Source organism: Flavobacterium sp. RSB2_4_14, from assembly GCF_051547085.1.
Lineage (GTDB): Bacteria > Bacteroidota > Bacteroidia > Flavobacteriales > Flavobacteriaceae > Flavobacterium.
The window spans coordinates 7063-29045 of record NZ_JBPTTL010000012.1; the positions used below are offsets into that span (position 1 = coordinate 7063).

The following is a 21983-nucleotide window of genomic DNA, read 5'->3' on the forward strand; positions in this document are numbered from 1 at the left end:
TCATTTATAAGCTATAAGTTTTTTACGTACAAATTTATAGGTTTAGTTTTTTTTTTGACAAACAATAAGTTGTTTGTCGGTTTATTGTGTTTTTAATCGATTTTAGGATTTTTTATTTTACATTATTTTAACAATATTTCTATATTAACCGTCTTATTTAACCCAATTTTTTTATATTTATGGAAAATTATTACAATTCTTTGAACAGCGGTATGGTTACTTGGTTCAAAAAAACTTCAACAACATTGTTTGGTACTTCTACATTAGACAAGACCGTTGTTTCAACTTTTCGTAATAGTTATACACCAATTTTGTTTGTGCTCTTGCTTGTTGCTTCATTGTTTGGAGGGCAGCGATTAGGTGCGCAAACTTTAGCCAATTACACTTATGCTACTGGAACTAATGGTTCTTTAGAGGATCTTTCTACAGGGGCCACGGAAATCATGACTGGTCGTAATGACGACGTAGGTGGAACCGTTACTCCAATTGGATTTGTTTTCCCTTTTATGGGGCAAGGTTATACACACTTTAGCGCAAACTCCAATGGACAGATGATGTTACACACATCGGCTGGAGCTACTGCCGCCGCTTCACAACAATCATCACCAAGTGCTGGTTTAGCTATTTTAGCCCCAATGACCGGTGATAATGAGGTTGGTAATGGTATTCGGATCCGGGTATTTGGTTCTGCTCCCAACCGTAAATTGGTTGTAGAATGGAATCAGTTCAATGTCAATTTCGTAAACACTACCAATGCGGGTAATATGCAGGTTTGGATTGAAGAGTCTACAGGTATTGTTACTTATATGTATGGTGAATTGTATAATTCATCTGCTTCATCTCAAACCAGATCTATTTTTATTGCTTCTAGTAACACTGCTACTACTGCTGGTTCAATTACAATTAGTGATACACCGACTTTTGCTCTAGGTTCAACTTTAGCAACTAATACAATTGCTGGTGGTAATGGTTTAGAAGTTGCTTCGCCACTAGTAGCTAATTTAGGTTCTGCTTCTCAAGGAAGTAGAAGATTTTTTACTTTTACTCCAATATTGACACCAATAGGTGATGCAAATACTTTAACATTTTCGGCTGTTACTTTTACAACCACAACTCCTACGTGGGTTGATAATTCAACAAACGAAACTTCGTTTGTGGTAACAAGAGCTTTAGATGCTGGTTTTACAACTGGTCTCTCAGTTTCTACCGTAACTTCGACTACTAGTGCTGGAACAGGTGCTTCTTATAGTTTGGCTCAAACAGGATTAGTTCCTGGTGCAACCTATTTTTACAAAATTCAAGCGATTACTGAAGGCATTTTGTCTACCGGGATAACCGGTTCTCAAGCTACTGTTGCCGCTCCTACTTATTATTGGGTTGGTGCTTCGGGTTCCGCCTGGCAGAGTCCCAACAGTTGGAATACCCTTGCTGATGGAACAGGTAGTCCAAGAACACAACCTGCTACAGTTGATGTGCTTATTTTTGACGGAGCAGGAACAACGCCTGGAGCTGCTACTACTGTAGTGCTACAAGCATCTCAAACTATAGGAACTTTACAAATTACTAATAATACAGCAGTAAGTATTGATGGCTATAGTGCAACAACTGCAACCATAACTATATCTGGTGGTCTTGGTGATGATTTGAGTATTCCCGCAGGAAGTAGTTTAACTTTAAATCATGCCACGTTTCCTGTAGGTATTGCTTTCACTGGAACAGGTAATACTGGTCTTATTGCTGGGACACTGAACATGGGTGGTTCAGGTTCTAATGCCTTATCCTCTACCGGTGGAACAGGAACTTTAGTTACTGTAAGTGGAACTATCAATAATGGAGGAACAATTTCTACTACTGCTCATATTACAGGTTCTGTTGCTACTTTAGTATTTACTGCAACGGGTATCTATAATCATACTTATACGCTAGGAGGAGGAGTACCAACCGCTACTTGGAATGTAGCTTCTAATGTTAATTTCACTGGTTTGACTTCTGCCGCTACTGCTGTAACGGGAGTTAGTGGACAGACTTTTGGTAATGTCACTTGGAATCCTACTGCTCAAGGTGCTGCGGTAATTACTTGGGGAATATCGGGTACTACAACTATTGCTGGTAATCTTACTGTTTCAACTACTGGATCAGGCGCTATTACTTTGACTACTAGTGGTACTTTGAATGTTACGGGTAATTATGTTCAAAATGCGGGCTATGTTTTCCTTGCTAGTAGTACAGGTACTTTAGCCGTTACTGGAAATACAACCATTGCTTCGGGTGCTACTTTTGATATGACTTCTGGTTCAAGCAATGCTACTTTTAGAGTTGCAGGTGCTTTTACCAACAATGGTACGTTAACAGAGTCAGGTACATCGACTGCTTCTACCTTAGAGTTCAATGGAACTGTAGCGCAAGCCGTTACTACTGGAACGGTTAACAACAATATTACTTATCGTATCAATAACAACGCAGGAATTAATTTAACGGATACTATTTTTATTGCAAATGGTTCTAGTTTAATTATTTCTTCTACGGCAGCTACCCCAATTAATGGAGGTATGTTGACGTATGCGCCATCAGGTACGACATTACTATATAATTCAAGTACGGGTAACCAAACGGTTACGGCCAATGAATGGAAGAGTAGTGGAGGTCCTTTTAATGTCACTATCAATAATACTACTACAGCTCCTAATAACCGAGTTTTCTTAGGTAGCATTGGGAATAGAACCATTTCAGGTGGTACTTTTTCACAATCAGCCGGGGTTACTATTTTAGGTTCTTCTAACTTAACCATAGGAGCTACTGCTATACTTACTGGTACGGCTAATGCGACCAATTTTATTGCCAACACTGGTACCGGTCGATTATTTGCCGTTTATTCTGGTTCTGTTCTTTCTAGAACTTTCCCATTGGGAGATATCACAGGAACAGAAGAAGCTTCCCCTGTGACCTTAGCTTATACTTTCTTGACGGGAGTATCTACAGTAGGGGTTGGGGTGACTGATGCCCAACATCCTAATGATGCTTCAACGACCAATTTCTTGAGTCGTTACTTTAGCTTTACGGAAGCGGGAGCAACAGATTATACTTATACTTTAACCTTAAATTATCCAACTGGTGAAATTTCAGGTTTTACTAATTTAACACGATTAAGTCGTTGGAATGGTGTTGCTTGGAATACTACTAACACTGTAATTAATCCAAGTGCCACTAGTGTTTCGGTAAGCGGCATTACTTTTGCTACCAATCCTTTAAATAATTCTGATTTTACTTTACGTCCCTTCCAAGACACTTACACCTGGAAAGGTGGGGTTAGTGGTTCCTTTGCCACAGCTTCTAACTGGACGCCTAGTAGAACCACTCCAACTGCTACGGATGTTTTAGTTTTTAATGGTGCCAATATTGACGGTTTAGGCGGAACGGGTGCTGTTACTGCTACTTCGGTAGCTACACAAACTATTGGTAAATTCTTATTGACTAATAATGCCAATGTTAGTTTACTTTCCAATGCTGCTGCTACTATTACTATTAATGGTAGTGAAGGTGTTGATTTTGAAATTCCAGCAGGAAGTGCCTTAACTTTAACTGGTTCTCAAGCGGTTTCGTTTAATCATACTTCAAATGCTTCACCAAATGCCAACACGGCTACTATTGCGGGTACTTTGAATTTGAATAGTACTACTGCTAGTAATTATAGCGCCACCAATTCGACAACTACTGTAACTGGTACCGTTAATAATACTTCTGGTTCTTTTACAAGTTCCTCTAGTACTTTAATCTTTGATGCAGGTTCTAATTATAATCACTTATTCCCTACTGGGGGTGCTGTACCAACAGCTGCTTGGAATGTGACTTCAAATCTTAACTTCCCTGGTCCTAATAGTGGTGCTTCTGCTATCACGGGTATTAGTGGACAAACGTTTGGTAACTTTAACTGGAATCCAACAGCGCAAGGAACGGCAAGTATCAATTTAGGATTGACTTCAGCCACTACTATTGCGGGTAATCTAACTATTAGTAGCACGGGTTCAAGCCCATCGGCTACACAATCCAACTTTGGGTTATTTACTACAACTTCTTCAATAACTTTAACCGTTACGGGTAATTTTAACTTAAATGCTGGTTATTTAGTAGGCGCAACAACAGGTACTGGTTCTTCCTTATTTGTTAGAGGGAATGCTACTATAGCATCGGGCACTACTTTTGATTTGGCGACTGGAGCTACAGGAACTGGTGTATTTAGATTTAATAATACTTTGACTAATAATGGTACTATAACTGTAACAGGTGCCGTAACAGGTACCATAATTTTTAACGGATCTACAAATCAAAATGTTACGATAGGTACTGTAACAGGTGCTATTAACTATTCTCATTTTAATGATGCGGGAGTTACTCTTACTGGAACTTTAGCAGTAGGTCCTTCTAGAACTTTACAAATAGGGACTAGTGCTAATCCACAATTTACTTCAGGAACTGTTACCTATGGTGCTGGGGCGTTTTTATCGTTTTCAGGTAGTTTAGGTAATATGTTCATTAACGATACTGTATTCCCAAATACCAACGGTCCAACTACATTAGTAATTAATAATGCTAATGCTTCTCCAAATAACAGAGTGTTTTTTAATACCACAGGAGATAGAACTATTGGAACTCTTACTAATACTACGGGTGTATTGGTTCTTGGAACTAATAGTTTAACTGCAAGTGCTTTTAGTGGTACCCCATCTGCTACTAATTTTGTAGCGACTAATGGTGCTGGTCAACTTCGCAATATTCATACTGCTACAGGTGCGATTACCTATCCATTAGGAGATATTACGGGAACAGATGAAGTATCCACCGTTGTACTTAATTACACTGTTCTTGGTGCTGCTTCTACTGTTGGCGTTCGCGCTATAGATGCACAGTCACCAAATGATCTTTCTTCCACTAATTATTTATCACGCTATTTTAGCTTTACTGAAACTGGTGGTGGTGCTTCTACTTATAGTTTAACACTTAATTACCCTAGCGGTGATGTGGTTGGAACTCTAGGTTCTACTAAATTAAACCGCTGGAATGGTGCCGCTTGGAATGAAGTAGCCGCTACAGCACCAACTTCAACTTCTGTTGCTGTTACGGGTGTTTCATTGACTACTAATGGATTGAATAATTCAGAGTTTACTTTACGTCCCGCTTCAAGAAATTATGTATGGACAGGGGCAACTTCTTCGGATTGGCAAGTAGCTACCAACTGGTCTCCAACGAGAACTACTGCAGATCCTGCTGACGAATTAACGTTTAATGGAAGTACCGTTGCTAGCCCAACAGTTACCAATGTACCGAATCAAACTATTGCACGTTTATTATTGACTAATAATGCCAATGTTACTTTACAATCTGGTGCTGCAGCTTTACTTACAATAGCTGGTGCAGCAGGAACTGATTTAGATATTCCGGCTGGTTCCACTTTAAGTTTAACTAACCCAGTTGCGGGTATTTCGGTTATATTTACAGGTACAGGAAATACAGGAACTATTGCTGGTACCTTAAACTTGGGAGGTAATACTTCTAATGTTTTAACTACTACGGGAGGTACTGGAACTGTTGTAACCGTTACTGGTACTACCAATGTGGGAGCTGGCTCTGCTAGTAGTGCTCTTTTAGTAGGTAGTGCTGCTACACTTCTTTATACAGGAACCGCTACCTATAATCACAATTATGGTACTGGTGGAACCGTTCCAACTGCTACATGGGGAGCTACTACTAACTTGAATTTCCCTGGCGTAAATGATGGTACTACTGTTATTAGTGGTATTGGTAGTCAAACCTTTGGTAATTTCAATTGGAATCCAACTGCTCAAGGCGGACAAAATGTGAACCTTGCTTTAACTAGTGCGTTTACTGTTGCTGGAAATATGACTATTAGTGCTACCGGTACCACAGGATCGTTACGTTTTACAACCACTGGAACTAGTACTTATACTGTTACTGGTAATTATGTACAATCGAATGGAACGAATGTTGTTTTAGCTACTACTACTGGTACTCCAACATTGGCTATTGGTGGTTCGACTACTATAGGCGCTAGCGCTACTTTCGATTTGAGCTTTACAGGAAGTACAGGAACAGGAAGTATACTTCAAACCGCTGGCGATTTTACTAATAATGGTACTATTACTGAAACAGGTGGTTCTACTGCAAGTACTATCCGTTTTAATGGAACGGGTGCTCAAGCTGTTGCTATAGGAACAACTGCTAATACTTTATCTTATTCGTTAACTAACGCTTCGTCTATTAATTTAACAGGAACCATCACTATCACTCCTGGTGCTACATTTAATCATGGTAGTTCTGGAATTGTAAGCGGAACGGGTTTAGTGGTTTATTCAGGAACAGGGACTACAACGCTTACTTATACTGGTACCACTGCTAAGACACAAGGTCTAGAATGGCCAACTAATTTTATATCATCGGCACCTGCCATTGTTATTAATTTAACAGGTTCATCACCTAATAACCGATTGACTTTAACTGGTTCAAGAATTTTCTCTCCAACAACTGGTGCCTATACTATGACTAATGGGGTTACTATTTTAGGGAATAATAATCTTACCTTAGGAAGTGGGGTAACTTTTACTGGTTCATCTAGTAATACCAACTTTGTTGCTACTAACGGTACTGGACAATTCTTTAGAACGTTTGCTACTACGGGAACGTTCACTTTCCCAATTGGTGATATTGATGGTACTGAGGAAGCTTCTTATTTTGGGTTATCATATTCTGCTCTTACAGGACCTTCAACAGTAGGTTTAAGAGTTATAGATGCACCACACCCGAATGATACTAGTTTAGATAATTTTGTAACTCGCTATTTTAAAGTTACAGAAAGCGGCGCAACTGCTTACACCTATAATGCTACAATGAACTATCCATCCTCTGATTTTGTTGGTACTCCATCATTTGCTAGAATGTATCGATATACTGGTAGTAGTTTTGCACTTACCACAGGTTCAGTTGCTGGAATTCCTACTACAACTTCTACAAATAACAGTGGTAATTCTTTAGCTTCTGACCCTTTGAATGGTTCTGATTTCACTGTTAGACCTTATACTACTAATTATACATGGATTGGTGCATCAGGAGGAGACTGGACAGTAGGTTCTAACTGGTCACCTGCTAGACCAACAACAAGTGCAACGACAACAGATGTTTTAACATTTAATTCAACTGCTACTATAATTAATGTACCTACTCAAACCGTTGGTAAAATACTTTTAACAGGTTCGGCTGCTATTCAATTACAAGGTGTTGCAAGTGCTACTTTAACTATTGGCGGGGGTACTGGAACTGATTTAGACATTCCATCTGGGACTTCTTTAAGTTTGAATGGTGGAAATGCTATGACTTTAGCTTATGGAGTAGGTGCTACTGCTAACATTGCAGGTACTTTTACCCATGGAGGTGGTTCTGCTATTGTAACTCATAATGTTACTGGTGCGCAAGTAACTGTTAGCGGAACTTATAACAATACAGGTGCTGTAGTAAATGCCTTTACAGGATTTACTACAAGTACTTTTTTAATGAACGGTAACTTCAACTTGAATGTTTCTGGTGGTGTTTCCGCTATAGTGCCAGCAGGTACTTATAGCTTAGGCTCTACTACCACTATTGCTGCTTCAGGAGCTGTTTTAGCAACTCCTTCGATAACGGCTCAGAATTATGGAAACTTTGTTATTAATTGTTCAGGTTCTACTCTTGTTTCTTCTACTGGAGCTCCTATTATCAATGGAAATTTAACTGTTACTAGTACAGGTACTGGAAGTTATTCGTTTGGAACAGCTACTGTAACCGTTAATGGGTTAACAACCCTTACTGCAGGAACCTTGACAAGTGGTGGAAATACCTTTAACTTTAATGGTGGTTTGTCTCAAAACGGTGGTACTATTACTACTGCTTCTTCTGCTGTTACTATTAATGTTGGTAATGCTTCTACACCAGGTGTGTTTACACAAACTGCAGGAACTATAACTCATGCACTTTCTACTGCAAATGCTATTACTTTAAATTTATTTGGTGATGCTACTATTGCAGGTACTATTCAAGAAACTGCTGCAGCTACTGGATCAGTTGCTCTGAACTTTAGAAAAACAATAACTGGTGTTCAAAACATCAATACTACTGGAATGACTCAAACTGGGTCATTTACTATTACTTCATTTAATACTCCTGGTATTAATTTAACAGGTACTTTACTAGTGAATGGCAGTACCCCAGCTTCTACTTTTACCCATAGTGGTTTAGGAACTATTTCAGGAGGTACATTCACTTATGGAACATTTTTAAATGGTAATGCTTTATCATACGTTACCAATACAGGAAGTCAAACTGTTGGATCTGAATGGTCTGCTTCTACGCCTAGTGTTATTGTCAACAATACCACTACAGGGGTTAATAACAGGGTTTTCTTTAGTAATCTATCAGGTGATAGAACTATTACAAACCTAACGCAAACAGCTGGAATCTTGGTTTTGGGTGCTAATTCTTTAACTGTTTCTCAGTTATCAGGTGGAGGAGCCACTAGTTTTGTGGCCACTAATGGTTTAGGACAATTGCGATTTGCTTATCCTGCAGCTATTTCATCAGCTACCTTCCCCGTAGGTGATATTACAAACACTGACGAGTATTCACCAGTAACTTTAGCTTACACAACCACTAATCCAACTCCTTCCACTGTTGGAGTTAGAGTGATTGATGGTCAACATCCAAATGATGTGTCTGCTACGGATTATTTAGCTCGTTTTTATGCTATTTCTGAAAGTGGTGCTACTGCTGTATCTACTGCTACTTTAACTTTAACTTATCCTTCAGCCAATGTTGTTGGCAATAGTCTAAATACACGATTAAACAGATGGAATGGTGTTTCTTGGTCACAAGTAGGTAGTGCGGCTCCGTCTTCCACATCGGTAACGGTTGCTGGTATTGATTTCACTGCATTAAATGGAAGTGAATTTACCTTGCGTCCGGGTGCTACACAAACTTATGTGTGGACACCAGATCCTGTTGCCTCTTCGGCTTCTTATGCTGATCCAGTTCAATGGAATCCAGACCGTATTACGCCAGATCCATCGGATATACTTATTTTTGATGGTGCTGTAACCGCTAGTACAACTGTTCTTAATGTTCCTTCATCTCAAGCTGTTGGAAAAATAGTTTTACAAAATAATGCTAACGTTACCTTAACGACTAACGTAGCTACTTCAGCACTAACCCTTAATGGTGGAAGTGGTGACGATTTAGATATTCCAAGTGGAAGCACTTTAACTATTAAAGGTAGTAATCTTAATGCAATTACCTTGGCATATGCACCCAATACAACGGCAAACATAGCAGGTAGTTTTAATTTAGCAGATGCTATAGACGTTTCCCCTGCACATACTTATAACGCTTCAAATTGTGTTACCACTGTTACTGGAACGTTTACTAACAATAATGCTGCTGGTGGAGGAGTATCTAACACTTCAGCTACAAACTTTATTATCAACGGTACTTATGTTCATAATCCATCTGCTAGTTCAGCAGGAACCATACCAACGGCTACAGTTGCAGCTACTTCTACTTTAGATATTAGATCGGGTTCGAACACTGCAATTACTTTCCCTTCTACTAATGCTATTGGAAATTTAATTTTAAATAACATTGGTTCAGGTGCTGTTGCCCCTTCATTGGGACTTTCTACAGCTACTGTTCAAGGAAATTTAATCATCAACAGTACAGGAACTTCTACTGGAGGATTTGCTTTTGGTGCTACACCAACTGTTACCGTAAATGGTACCACAACTATTACTGCAGGTAAATTAGATTTGGCAAACAGTACAACCGCTGGTGGTACATTCAATGCCCTTGGCGCTGTAGTTATGAATGGTGGTTCTATAGGAAGTAATAATGCCACCACTGCCACCACTTTTAACGTTATGAACGTTGGAAATATTGGAACGCCTACTTCTATGACCATGAATACTGGTAGTAGTATTACTAGTGCTTCTACCACACCCAATGCTATGACCCTTAATTTATTTGGTGATTTCACCATGAATACTGGTAGTACTGTTACGGAAACTGCTGCAGGTGGTTCTATAGTAGTTAACTTTGCTAAAATACTTAGCGGTGTTCAAAACGTTGCCTTTGGCGGTACCGTTTCTAACTCTGTCTTGTTTAGACAAAGTAATACTACAGGGGTAAATTTAACAGGTACTTTAACGTTAGACGGTGCTGCTACACCAGCGGCCTCGTTTACACATGCTAGTACTGGAATTATTTCTGGATCAGGTGCTATTTCTTATAGTGGCGCTAATTCTCAATTGACTTATAACGGTTCGGTTACTCAAACTGCAGGTCTTGAATGGCCAGCTACGAATAGCCCAGCTAACGTTACTATTAACAATACAGGTGCAAGTGCTACTACTAATTTAGTGCTAGTACCTTTCAGCAGAACAATAGCAGGTGCGCTTACTATGACTGCGGGTAATATTGATTTAACATCCAATACTTTAACGATTGGAACTAGTGCTGCCGCCTCAGGAAGTTTAGTGTACACCTCAGGTTCTATTAGAGTTACCACAGGTTCATTAACTCGTTGGTTCGGTACTTCAGGGTTACCCACTACAGCTATTGTTACTGGTTTATATCCATTGGCTAGCGGTGTGAATAACCGTGCGGTTAATGTTTACTTTAGTGGTTCTACTATTACTGCTGGAGGAACTATCACTGCTTCTCATACAGATGCGACAGCTTTGGCTGATGTTAACTTTTTAGATGGTGCTTTTCAAATTGATAAAAGAACCAATGCATCTTGGACTTTTTCTCAAGGGAATGGTCTTGATCTTGGTGCTTCGACCGCTTCACTACAGTTGAAAACAGCAGGTAATGCTGCCTTTGCTGAGGTTTTAACTACTAATACTAATTTAAGAATTGTAAAAGCTACAGCTGCAGCTAGTGGTTTACATGCTAACAGTTCTGCTACATTGAGTCCAACCACCTTTAACGTTATTCGTACTGGATTAGCGGCAACGGAATTGAATTCAACTTATTATATTGGTGCTGGTACGGGAGATTTCCCTTCTACATTTACAGCCATTGCTTCATTAGATTGGACAGATAATGCTACATGGGATAAAGGATATCCACCAGGACCAACCGATACTGTTGTAATTCCATCTCCTTACGCTGTTGCTGTAACCACTCCAACTGGTGCAGTAGGAGGTATCGTAACTATTAATAGTGGTGCAAGTGTAGCTTCTTCAAGTACAGGTGTACTTACTTTAACAGGGTTGCTTACCAATAATGGAACCGTAACAAATCTTGGAACAATTAGTTCGACTAACAGTTTGACTAATGGTGCTACGGGAACGATTACGTCTAACGGAAATCTTGCTATAGCTTCCACATTTACTAATAATGGTACATTTACTATTAATTCTGGTACTGCCAATTTTACTACATCGGCTACTGCTGTTGCTGCTACAGGTATTACAAATAATACAGGAGCTTCATTTGTTGTGAATGGGGGTACAGTTTCACTAGGTATTTCTGATAATACTGTTGCTAACAGAACCTTTAATAATCTTGCAGGAACTTTAACTGTAAGTGGAGGTACTCTTAACGTATATGGTAATTTAATCAGTAATACCAATTCATTCTTTAACCAAAGTGGTGGTAACATTACTATCGATGGTAATGCAGGGGGTAACGCTACTAATTCTGTAGCATCCGGTACTGCATTATTGACATTCTTTAATCCAAATACCCGTATCAACTTAACTGGTGGTACTTTGACAATAGTTGACCCTCATACGGCTACCACTAATACGAATGGTTATGCTTTATTTTATTCCAATGCAGGCAACACTGCTGTAACGCCTTCGGCTAATCATACGATACGTTTTGGTAATACAACCTCAACTGATGCTGGTGGCCATTCTAATGGTTTTTATATTAATAACTTTTCTTCAAGTGCTATCTTCGGATTTGGTAGTCTTGTTGTCAATGGCCCTACAGGGACTAACAGAAATGTAACGTCAGTATCTCAAATTTATAATTCAGGAGATACTACTATTAACTCTGGAGGATTTGCTTCTATAAGTAACCTTTCCATAGCTAGAAACCTTACTGTTAATTTGGGTGGTACTTTATTGAATGACACCGCTTTATTTGCCAGACAGTTAAATTCAGATAAATCCACTGGTGCCACTAATAATGCACAAACCATCTCTAATCTTGGTACATTATCAAATTTAGCAAGTAGTCCAACAGCCAATTTGGCAAGTTTCACCACTAATAACATAAGTGCAGGTGGTATTACCTTAGCTTCACCATTGTCAATCAGTGGTACATTAACCATGACTAGTGGTGTTATCACTACTACCACAAGCAATTTGTTAACCTTAGGAACTGCCACAGCTGCAGGAACCTTATCGGTTACTCCAAGTGCTACTAACATGATTGTTGGTCCATTTGCCAGAACATTTGCAGCTAGTAGAACGGCTAGTGGCACTTATAATGCCTCTACTTTGTTCCCAGTTGGTAAAAATGGTGTTTCTTATTCATTACATATTGATCCAACTACTACGGCTGGTGGTTCGGTTGTATTTACAGGAGAAGCTTTTGATACTAATTCAGGTTCATTTAGTGCTCCAATAACAGCATTATCCTCAAGAAGATTTGAAGCGTTACCAAATGCTACAACAAACTTGACCAATGTTTTTGTACGATTATCAGATGCCACAGTTGGCGGTATTACTGCCACTTCTAAAATAGTTCAAGCTCCATCTGCTGCTGGTGCCTACACTGCTATACTTCCAGCTACTACTTCTGTAGTTGATACACGTGTTACCACAGCTACTCCTATTTTAGTGGCTAATTATACAGGGTATTTATCCTATGCTTCAGTTGGTGCTTGTAGTACTCCATTAAATCAAGCTACGGCATTAGTGGTTACTGTTAAAACTACCAACACTGTTTCCGCTAGTTTTACAGCGGCAGCGAGTGCCCCTACAGGTTATTTGGTTGTTCGTTATCCATCAGGAGGAACAGTAACCAATCCTGTTGACAATACGGTATACACTGCCGGTGCTTCTTTAGGTGCAGGAACTATAGTTTCTTATGGAACTACAGCAACATTTACTGCCTCTGGTTTGATACCGAGTACCACTTATGATTTTTATGTCTATAGTTATAATGACGGTAGTAACTGTACGGGACCAGTTTATTTAACGACTTCACCTTTATTCCAGTCTATTACTACTTGTGGTACTTCAGTTGGTGTACCAGGTACACCATCGGCTTCGGCTATATTGACTACAGGATTTACTGCTTCTTGGTCGGCTTCGTCCACTAGTGGTGTTACTTATGTTATTGATGTAGCAACTGATGCTGGCTTTACTTCTTTAGTAGCAGGAAATACTAATTTAAATGTGGGTAGTGTATTGACTTATCCTATCACTGGCTTAACAGGTAGTACTACTTATTATGTTCGTGTTAGAGCTGTTGATGGATTGGGTTGTACGAGTGTTAATTCGGGCACTTTGACTGCCAACACCGCTTGTATTGGTACGCCTAATGTAGCAGTAGCTACTATCACTTCTAGTTTAGGATGTGTTGGTGATGCCTTTACAGTATCGGCTACTGGTCTATCAACCAATACCGGCATATCAAATATTTGGCAATCTTCTCCAGACAATACGAATTGGACCGATATCAGTGGTGCTACTGGAACAAGTTACTTGGGAACAAGTACTGTTGCAGGTACCGTATTTTATAGATTAAAATCGACATGTATTAATGGAGGTTCATTTAGTACTTCTAATGTATTATCCTTCTTTGCAAGTGCTACATGTAATTCACTTCCAATCACAGGTTCTGTAACTTATGAATGTGGTAGTAACATGGTCTTGTTAGACTCTGGGGGATCAACAGGTAGTTATTCAAATAGTTCTACTGGTTTTGCCGTATTGAGCAATTCAGGTACTGGAACTATCTCGCTATCTGGTACATTTACTGGTCTTGAATCTTGTTGTGATAACATTAGAATTTATAGTGGTGTTGGTGTTGGTGGTACTTTATTGTATACCTACACAGGAACGGGTTCTATTACTCCGTTTACTTCACCAGTAGGAACAGCTATTACTGTTCAGTTAAATTCTGATACTTCAACAACCGGTGCAGGTTTTGCATTTAATGTGGTTTACGGAGGCACATGTGCCCCTTGTACTACTAATCCAACTGCTCCTGTTGCCACGACTATATTAGACACATCAGCTACTATATCCTGGACAGCTGCTCGTTTTGCCCCTACAACAGGGTATCAATATTTCTTCTCTACCAGTAACACACCTCCAGCTAATACAGGTGGCGCTACTGTAAGTGGTATTACCACTAATGGTACTACAACCACTGCTGAGTTAACAGGATTAACAATACTGACACCTTATTTTTATTGGGTTCGTTCTTATTGTAGTCCTACTGAATTCGGTTCATGGGTTGCAGGAACCTTTACAACATTGAATACATTGTGTTCAGGTTCTCCTGTAGCAGGTTCTATTAATCAGACCACTATTTCAGTATGTTCTGGAACTACCATTGCGCCTTTAGTATTGACAGGAGCTAATCCAGGCAATGCTGCTGGTATCAGCTATCAGTGGGAGCAATCTACTACTGGAGTTGGTGAAACCTGGAGTAATGCCGTTGGTGGTACAGGTGCTACAACCACTTCTTATACTCCACCAAATACTATTGGAGGAACACTATATTATAGATGTAAAGTAACTTGTTCAAATGGCCCAGCCGTTTCTTATAGTTCGAATACTTGTTCGGTGTCTATTATTTTATGTACATATAATACTGCATATACCCCTTCAGGTGTTGCTTATAATTCTATAATTTCAACTGGAACTGTTTATTCAGGATGGCAAGGTACTAGTGCTGATGATAACACTACTACTACAGTACCTTTGACCACTACTTTTGTTTATCAAGGAGTGCCAGTTACTGGTTTCCAAGCTTGTACCAATGGTTGGATGACATTTAATACTGCCAATACTTCTACTGCCTATTCCAATGGTATTGGTCTTACTACTCCAAATCAAATTTTAGCACCGTTTTGGGATGATTTGGTTTATACTGGTCAAAACTTTGCTAATCGCGATGCGAACATGCGCTATACTACCTCTAATTTGAATACAGGTAATGGAGTAATTACTATTGAATGGGCAGGTATGGAAAGACTAAGTGTTCCTGGTCCTAACTTGAATTTCCAAGTTAAACTCTATGAAAACGGAAACCGTATTGAGTTTATTTATGGTACGTTTGAAGGATTTGATGGTACGGTGACTAGCGCTTATTCTTACAGTGTTGGTTATAATGGCACAAGTCCTGGTACTGTCACACCAGCCGGACGTTTTGCTTTGCAAACGGCTAATGCCAACCATTTCTCAGCTACTTCAGATCCTGCTAACTTGATTGTTATGCCAGCGTGTAATTCTATGTATACCCTAACCCCTGGCACTTACACAGGTTTAACTACTGCGCCAGCCATAGCGGTACCTAGTAATGATGAAAGAATTGCGGCTATTAACCTAATTCCTACAGCTATTCCACCAACCAGTTTGTGTGGTTCTTATTATACCTCTAGAGGCGCTACTAATTCTAATGTAGGTCAATCGGGATGTACTACCACTGCGGGTAATGAAGATGATGATGTATGGTTTAGCTTTGCTGCAGTTGCAGGAAAGAATTACAATATTAAACTTAGAAGCGCACCAGTTTACGACGGGGTTTTACAATTGTTTGGTACAGACGGTACCACATCAATTGCCTGTGTTAATGCTACAGGAGCAGGTTCAATAGAAGATATAAATACATCAGGTTTAGCTACGGGAACTTACTTTATTAGAGTTTTCCACAATGGTACTACTATTGGTTCTAGTAGTGGAGAGTTTGCTATAACTGTTAATGAGTTAATTTCTCCTCCAACAAATGATGAGATAGTTAACGCTACTGATTTGACGGTTACCGCTTTGTGTAATCCGACAGCTAGTCAGTTCCCACAAACTACTGTGGCTACAGCTTCTACTACACTACCAGCTGCTTGTAATACGGCAGATGATGATGTTTGGTATTCGTTTACTGCTACTTCAACTTTGAATAAAATTACTGTTCAGTCTGGTACTGGTTATAATGCTTCGGTTCAGATTTTATCTTCCTCAGACGATACGGCCACAGGTACTTTAACTCAATTGGCCTGTATTAATGCCACTACTACCGCTGGTGTTGAGACGTATTCAGGACCGTTTGTATTGAATAAAAAATATTTTATTAGAGTCTATCATGCTCCAGTAGGTGCAGGTTCCGGTAATTTCACAATTTGTGTCACTAGACCAGTTCCTGCTTGTACTACCAACACAGCACCAGTTGATGCTATAGATACAGCTTCTGTAACTCCGACACTAACTTGGACGGCTGCTACTGATGCTACGAGTTATGATGTTTATTTATATCCTACGTCAGGTGCAGTGCCAACAACACCTTTTGCTACTACAACTTCAACTAGTTACACAGTGCCACTAGGTCTAATTTTGTCTGGATTAACTCAGTACACCTGGTTTGTGGTTCCAACGAATAGTAACGGAGCTGCTCCTTGTTCAGCGGTTAATGGTACAACATTTACTACAGTGAGTTCTTGTACGGCACCAACTGCTTTAACTATTGGTAATATTAACCCACTTGCTGGTACCGCTGATTTGTCTTGGACTGCACCAACAATAGGGGCTACTCAATCGTACCAATATATCCTTACCAATACTAATACAGCCCCTGTGAGTGGTACAGGTACTACAACAGTTACTGGAACTACTGTTCCGGGTTATGGTGGTTTGGTTCAAGGTACTACTTACTATTTATGGGTAAGAACTTACTGTGGAGGTACTGATTACAGTGCATGGGCTAGCTCATCGGCTGTGACTATCCCTGTTGTAGTTCCTTCACCATGGTTAGAAACTTTTGATGGTACTACAATAGCAGGTTTTAATGGCTATTCCTTTACCAATTCTTTTGTAGGTAATTTTGTTGGTGTCCCAGGTAACCCTGATAATACCATTACAGGACAGTTATTTGCGACTACTACAACCTATAATTTCCAAACGGTTAATGTAGGTCCTGTGGCAGCAAATCAAACCTTGTCATTTGATTATGGTTTGTTTGATACTGTAAATTCAACCATTCCACCAGCTAGTGGTTCTGGTAACTTTATTGTTCAAATCTCTACAGACTTTGGAGCGACTTACACCAACTTAGAAACCGTTTCTAATGATGGGGTATATGGCTTTAGAAAGAAAACATATCCACTTAATTTATATGGTGGCTCTATTATAAGAGTAAGAATTTTAGCAACCAGAACTTCAGGTAACTATATACTTTCTTTTGACAATTTAAGTGTACAATCTCCATGTTCAGGAACTCCTAATGGAGGTACTATCAACATTGCTACGCAATCGGTATGTACATTATTACCTCCTACGGCTTTAACGGTTACTGGTGCTTCTGTAGATGTTGGTATAACCTATGAATGGGAGCAATCAACCAATGGAGGTACTACATGGGTATCTGCCGTTGGCGGTTCTGGTGCGAATACAACCACTTATTCTCCTCCAATATATGCAGGAACACCTATACTATATAGAATGAAAACTACTTGTGTTTCTAACTCTTCCTATACTAGTAACACATCGTTAGTCACTGGTGCGCCAAGAGCGGTACCATTTACTGAGCCATTCGACTCATTGGCTAGTGTTGCAGGATGGAATGCTCCAAGTTGGGATTATTTCTCTAACCCAGCTGCTTTAGGAAATACAGGTGGTACTACTAGTGGTAATGCCAATATTATTTTATATAGTTTGAATACTACGGCTAATTTGTCTACAGCTCCTTATGGACCAATTGTATCAGGACAAATCCTTACGTTAGATTACAGTGTTTCAAATTCAGATACTCCTTATGCTCCGCCAGCTAATGGTTCAGGTAGTTTCCAAGTGTTAATCAGTACCGATTGTGGTGCTAATTATGTAGCATTGGCAACTGTTACCAATGATGGTGTAGCTGGATATCGCACCTTAACCTATCCATTGTCTAGTATCTATGAAGGACAAAATGTATTGGTAAAAATTGCTGCTACATGGGTATCGGGTACTTATACATTATCTATTGATAATTTAGGAATCATTACACCGCCACCTACGATTGCTTCATTTGCTCCTACATCAATTTGTGCAGGTACAGCAGGAACAATAGTAGTGACAGGTACTAATTTTAATACTGTTAATAAGGTTGAAATTGGAACTACTGAAATCACAACCTATACCATTGATAGTTCAACTCAGATTACTATAACTTTACCACAGGGTAATACTTTACAATCGGGTGTGATTACATTAACTAATACAGCAGGTGGTAGGGTTAATACTCCAAGTAACTTTACTATAAAACCTTTCCCAACTCCATTTACAGTAGTTGGTACACCAAATACACTTTGTGGTGATGGATTGTCTACTACTCAGTTGGGTATTGTGGGTAATGTTATCTCAGGTAATGCTTGGACAACAAGTAATGCAACAGTGGCTTCGGTAGATGGTGATGGTTTAGTGACTGGATTGACACCAGGTACCGCTGTTATTGGATTCTCTATAACAAACAACGGTTGTCAAACTTTCAATACCAATACTTATACTGTAACTGTACAAGAGAAAATTACTATTACACAGCAACCAGTTAATGCAATTGCTGTGGTAGGTAATACTAGAACGTTTACTGTTGCTGCAACAGGAGCAGGTACTTTATCTTATCAATGGTATTATTATAATGAAAATGGAGATGGTCCATTCCAAGCATCTAATGGTGCTATTAATGGTTCTGTTAGTACAGGAACTTCATTTAGTGGTGCGACTACTAATCAATTGACTGTAGCTAACATTCAAGCAGATTTTGATACCTATGAATTCTATTGTGAAGTTTCAACAAGTACAGTTTGTACATCTGTTAATTCTAACAGTGGCTTCATTAATATCAGTCCTGTTGGAATAGATACTAATCCAGTAAGTGTAAATCAATGTGGTATGAATTCAGCTCAATTTACAGTTGCTGCAAGTCCATCTAATCTTATAGTAGGATATCAATGGAGAGTTTCTACTGTTTCTGGTTATGTTGACCTATCAAATACAGGTATTTATTCAGGAGTAACTACTAATCAATTAACAGTTAGTCCTACTGATGCACTAAATGAGATTTATCAAGTTAGAGTATTTTATTCACCTTCATCACCAACTAATTTTGTTGATAGTGCTCCAGCTACCTTCTCAGCTCAAATAGCTCCAAGTGTTGTTTCACAATCAGGTAATTTAACCGCATGTAAAGTAAATGGAACTAAAGAATTCACAATTACAACGGCTGGTGGTGTCTCTTCTATTCAATGGCAACAATCAGCGACAGGTACAGGTGGTTGGTCAAACATAGGAACGAATTCACCATCATTGTCAGTTGCAGTAACCACTGCTTCTCCAGTAGGAGTTACCTATTACAGAGCATTAGTAAATGGTTTTGGTACTTGTCCACAAGTTACATCTAACGTTGCTTCGTTAACTATATCACAACCAACGGTTAGTGTTTCACCGCTAACAGCTTCGTATTGTACTCCAACAGGAACTCCAGTTACTTTGACAGCTTCTGGAACTGCAGCTACTTATTCGTGGACTGGCGGAATTGTTGCCTTACCTAACGGTACTTCTGTTAGTGTCACTCCACCAGTTACTACTACTTATACAGTAACTGCAACGGATGCTAATAATTGTACTAACACTGCAACTGCAACTATTACAGTTGGAAATGCATTCACAGTAGCTGTTAACAGTGCTTCAACAACAACTTGTGCAGGCGCTCCAGTTTCCTTAACTAGTACGGTAGCTCTAGTAGACCCTACTAATGTACCTTCAATAAATGGTTATACTTTTGAAAATACAACTTCAACATATACTTCTATTGTTGGTGGTATAGGTACTACTGCTTTAACTCTATCGGGTGAAGATTCTATTTCTGATGCACAAACGTTACCGTTTAGCTTTACTTTTGGAAACAATCCTTTTACTGGATTTAAAGTGAGTTCTAATGGTTGGTTAACTTTTGATACTAGTGCTACTGCGACAACTAATTACACTCCTTTATCTGGAACGGTTAATAATGTTATTGCAGCATTTAGTAGAGATTTGAGTAGTAATAATGCCTTTAACGCTACTTATTTTGTGCAGACTTCAGGCGTTTCGCCTAATAGAATTACAAAAGTGGAATGGGCAAACTTTAAAAATTTCGCCGCAGCAAGTAATCCAGAAACTGGTAATGTTCAAATATGGTTGTATGAAGGAAGTAACAAAATAGAAATTCGTTATGGTGATTTTACAACTGCTTCTGCCAGAACTTCACTTGTTTCATGTCAAGTAGGTATAAGAGGTGCGAGCACTTCTGTTGATGATGTGAAATCCCTTAGTAATACGGGGGCATGGTCTTCACCTACTGTTAGTAATAGTAGTGCCGCAACGGTTGATTTAGGAACTTTTACAACTCCTTTATTACCTGATAATGGTAGAGTGTATGCTTTCTTACCGAAATTAGCACCACCTGCTAATACTTACACTTACTCTTGGACATCAACTCCAGCTGGACTTGTTTCAAATGCTACAGGAGCCAATGTAAGCCCAACTGTTACTACGACTTATAATTTAACAGTTACTGCTCAAACAGGATGTTCCGTTACTACTTCAAGAACTATTACGGTTAATCCATTACCTCAAGGTTCTTTAACCGCAAACGGTCCATTCTGTGTATCTGGTTCAGGACAATTGACCTTTACTGCTACTGCAGGAACAGGGCCATATACCGTGGTTTATAATGATGGTGTAGCTAATAGAACAGCAACCAATGTTGTAAGTGGCACTCCATTTACGGTGTTTACTTCACCAGTAACTGCTACGACTACCTACACTTTAGTGTCTGTTACCTCAGCTAGTTCATGTTCAAGATCTACCGGATTTACTGGAGGTACTGCAACTATTACGGTTAATCCACTCCCACAAGGTTCATTAACGGCTAATGGTCCATTCTGTGCTACAGGTGTTGGACAATTAACTTTCACCGCTACTGCTGGAACGGGTCCTTATACCGTGGTTTACAATGATGGTACTGCCGATAGAACAGCTACGAATGTTGTAAGTGGTACACCGTTTACTGTATTTACTTCACCAGTAACGGCGACGACTACCTATACTTTAGTGTCTGTAATTGGCGCTAATGCATGTGAAAGAACTACAGGATTTACTGGAGATACCGCAACTATAACGGTTAATTCCCTTCCACAAGGTTCATTAACGGCTAATGGTCCATTCTGTGCTACAGGTGTTGGACAATTAACCTTCACGGCTACTTCTGGAACAGGTCCTTATACTGTGGTTTACAATGATGGTACTGCCAATAGAACAGCTACTAACGTTGTAAGTGGTACTCCATTTACGGTGTTTACTTCGCCAGTAACGACTACGACTACTTATACTTTAGTGTCTGTAACCACTGCAACAGCATGTGTAAGAACTTCAGGATTTACAGTAAGTACGGCAACTATAACGGTATCACCAAACTCCACTCCAACAGTTACTTTAACTAGCAGCGATGGTGATAACACCTTTGCTTATGGCACGCCAGTAACCTTTACTGCTACTGCAGGAAGTTTAGCAGGTGGTTCTGTAGCTATTTATGATTTCAGAGTGAATGGATCATCAGTACAAAATGGAGCTTCCAATACATATGCTGTTAGCAACTTAACTAACGGTAATCAAGTGAGCGTTGTTATTACAGTAACGGGAGGTACGTGTTTAACCACAAGTACGGTTACTAGTAACACGATTACCAATACCGTA

Annotated in this window: 1 protein-coding gene; it reads left to right on the forward strand. The window is 39.4% G+C overall.

Going from position 1 to position 21983, the window contains the following annotated elements; translation table 11 throughout:
* Window positions 1–179 precede the first annotated feature (179 nt).
* Window positions 180–21983 (forward strand): hypothetical protein (locus ACSVH2_RS13990; RefSeq protein ID WP_438093804.1); only part of this gene is annotated, 21804 nt, incomplete at its 3' end.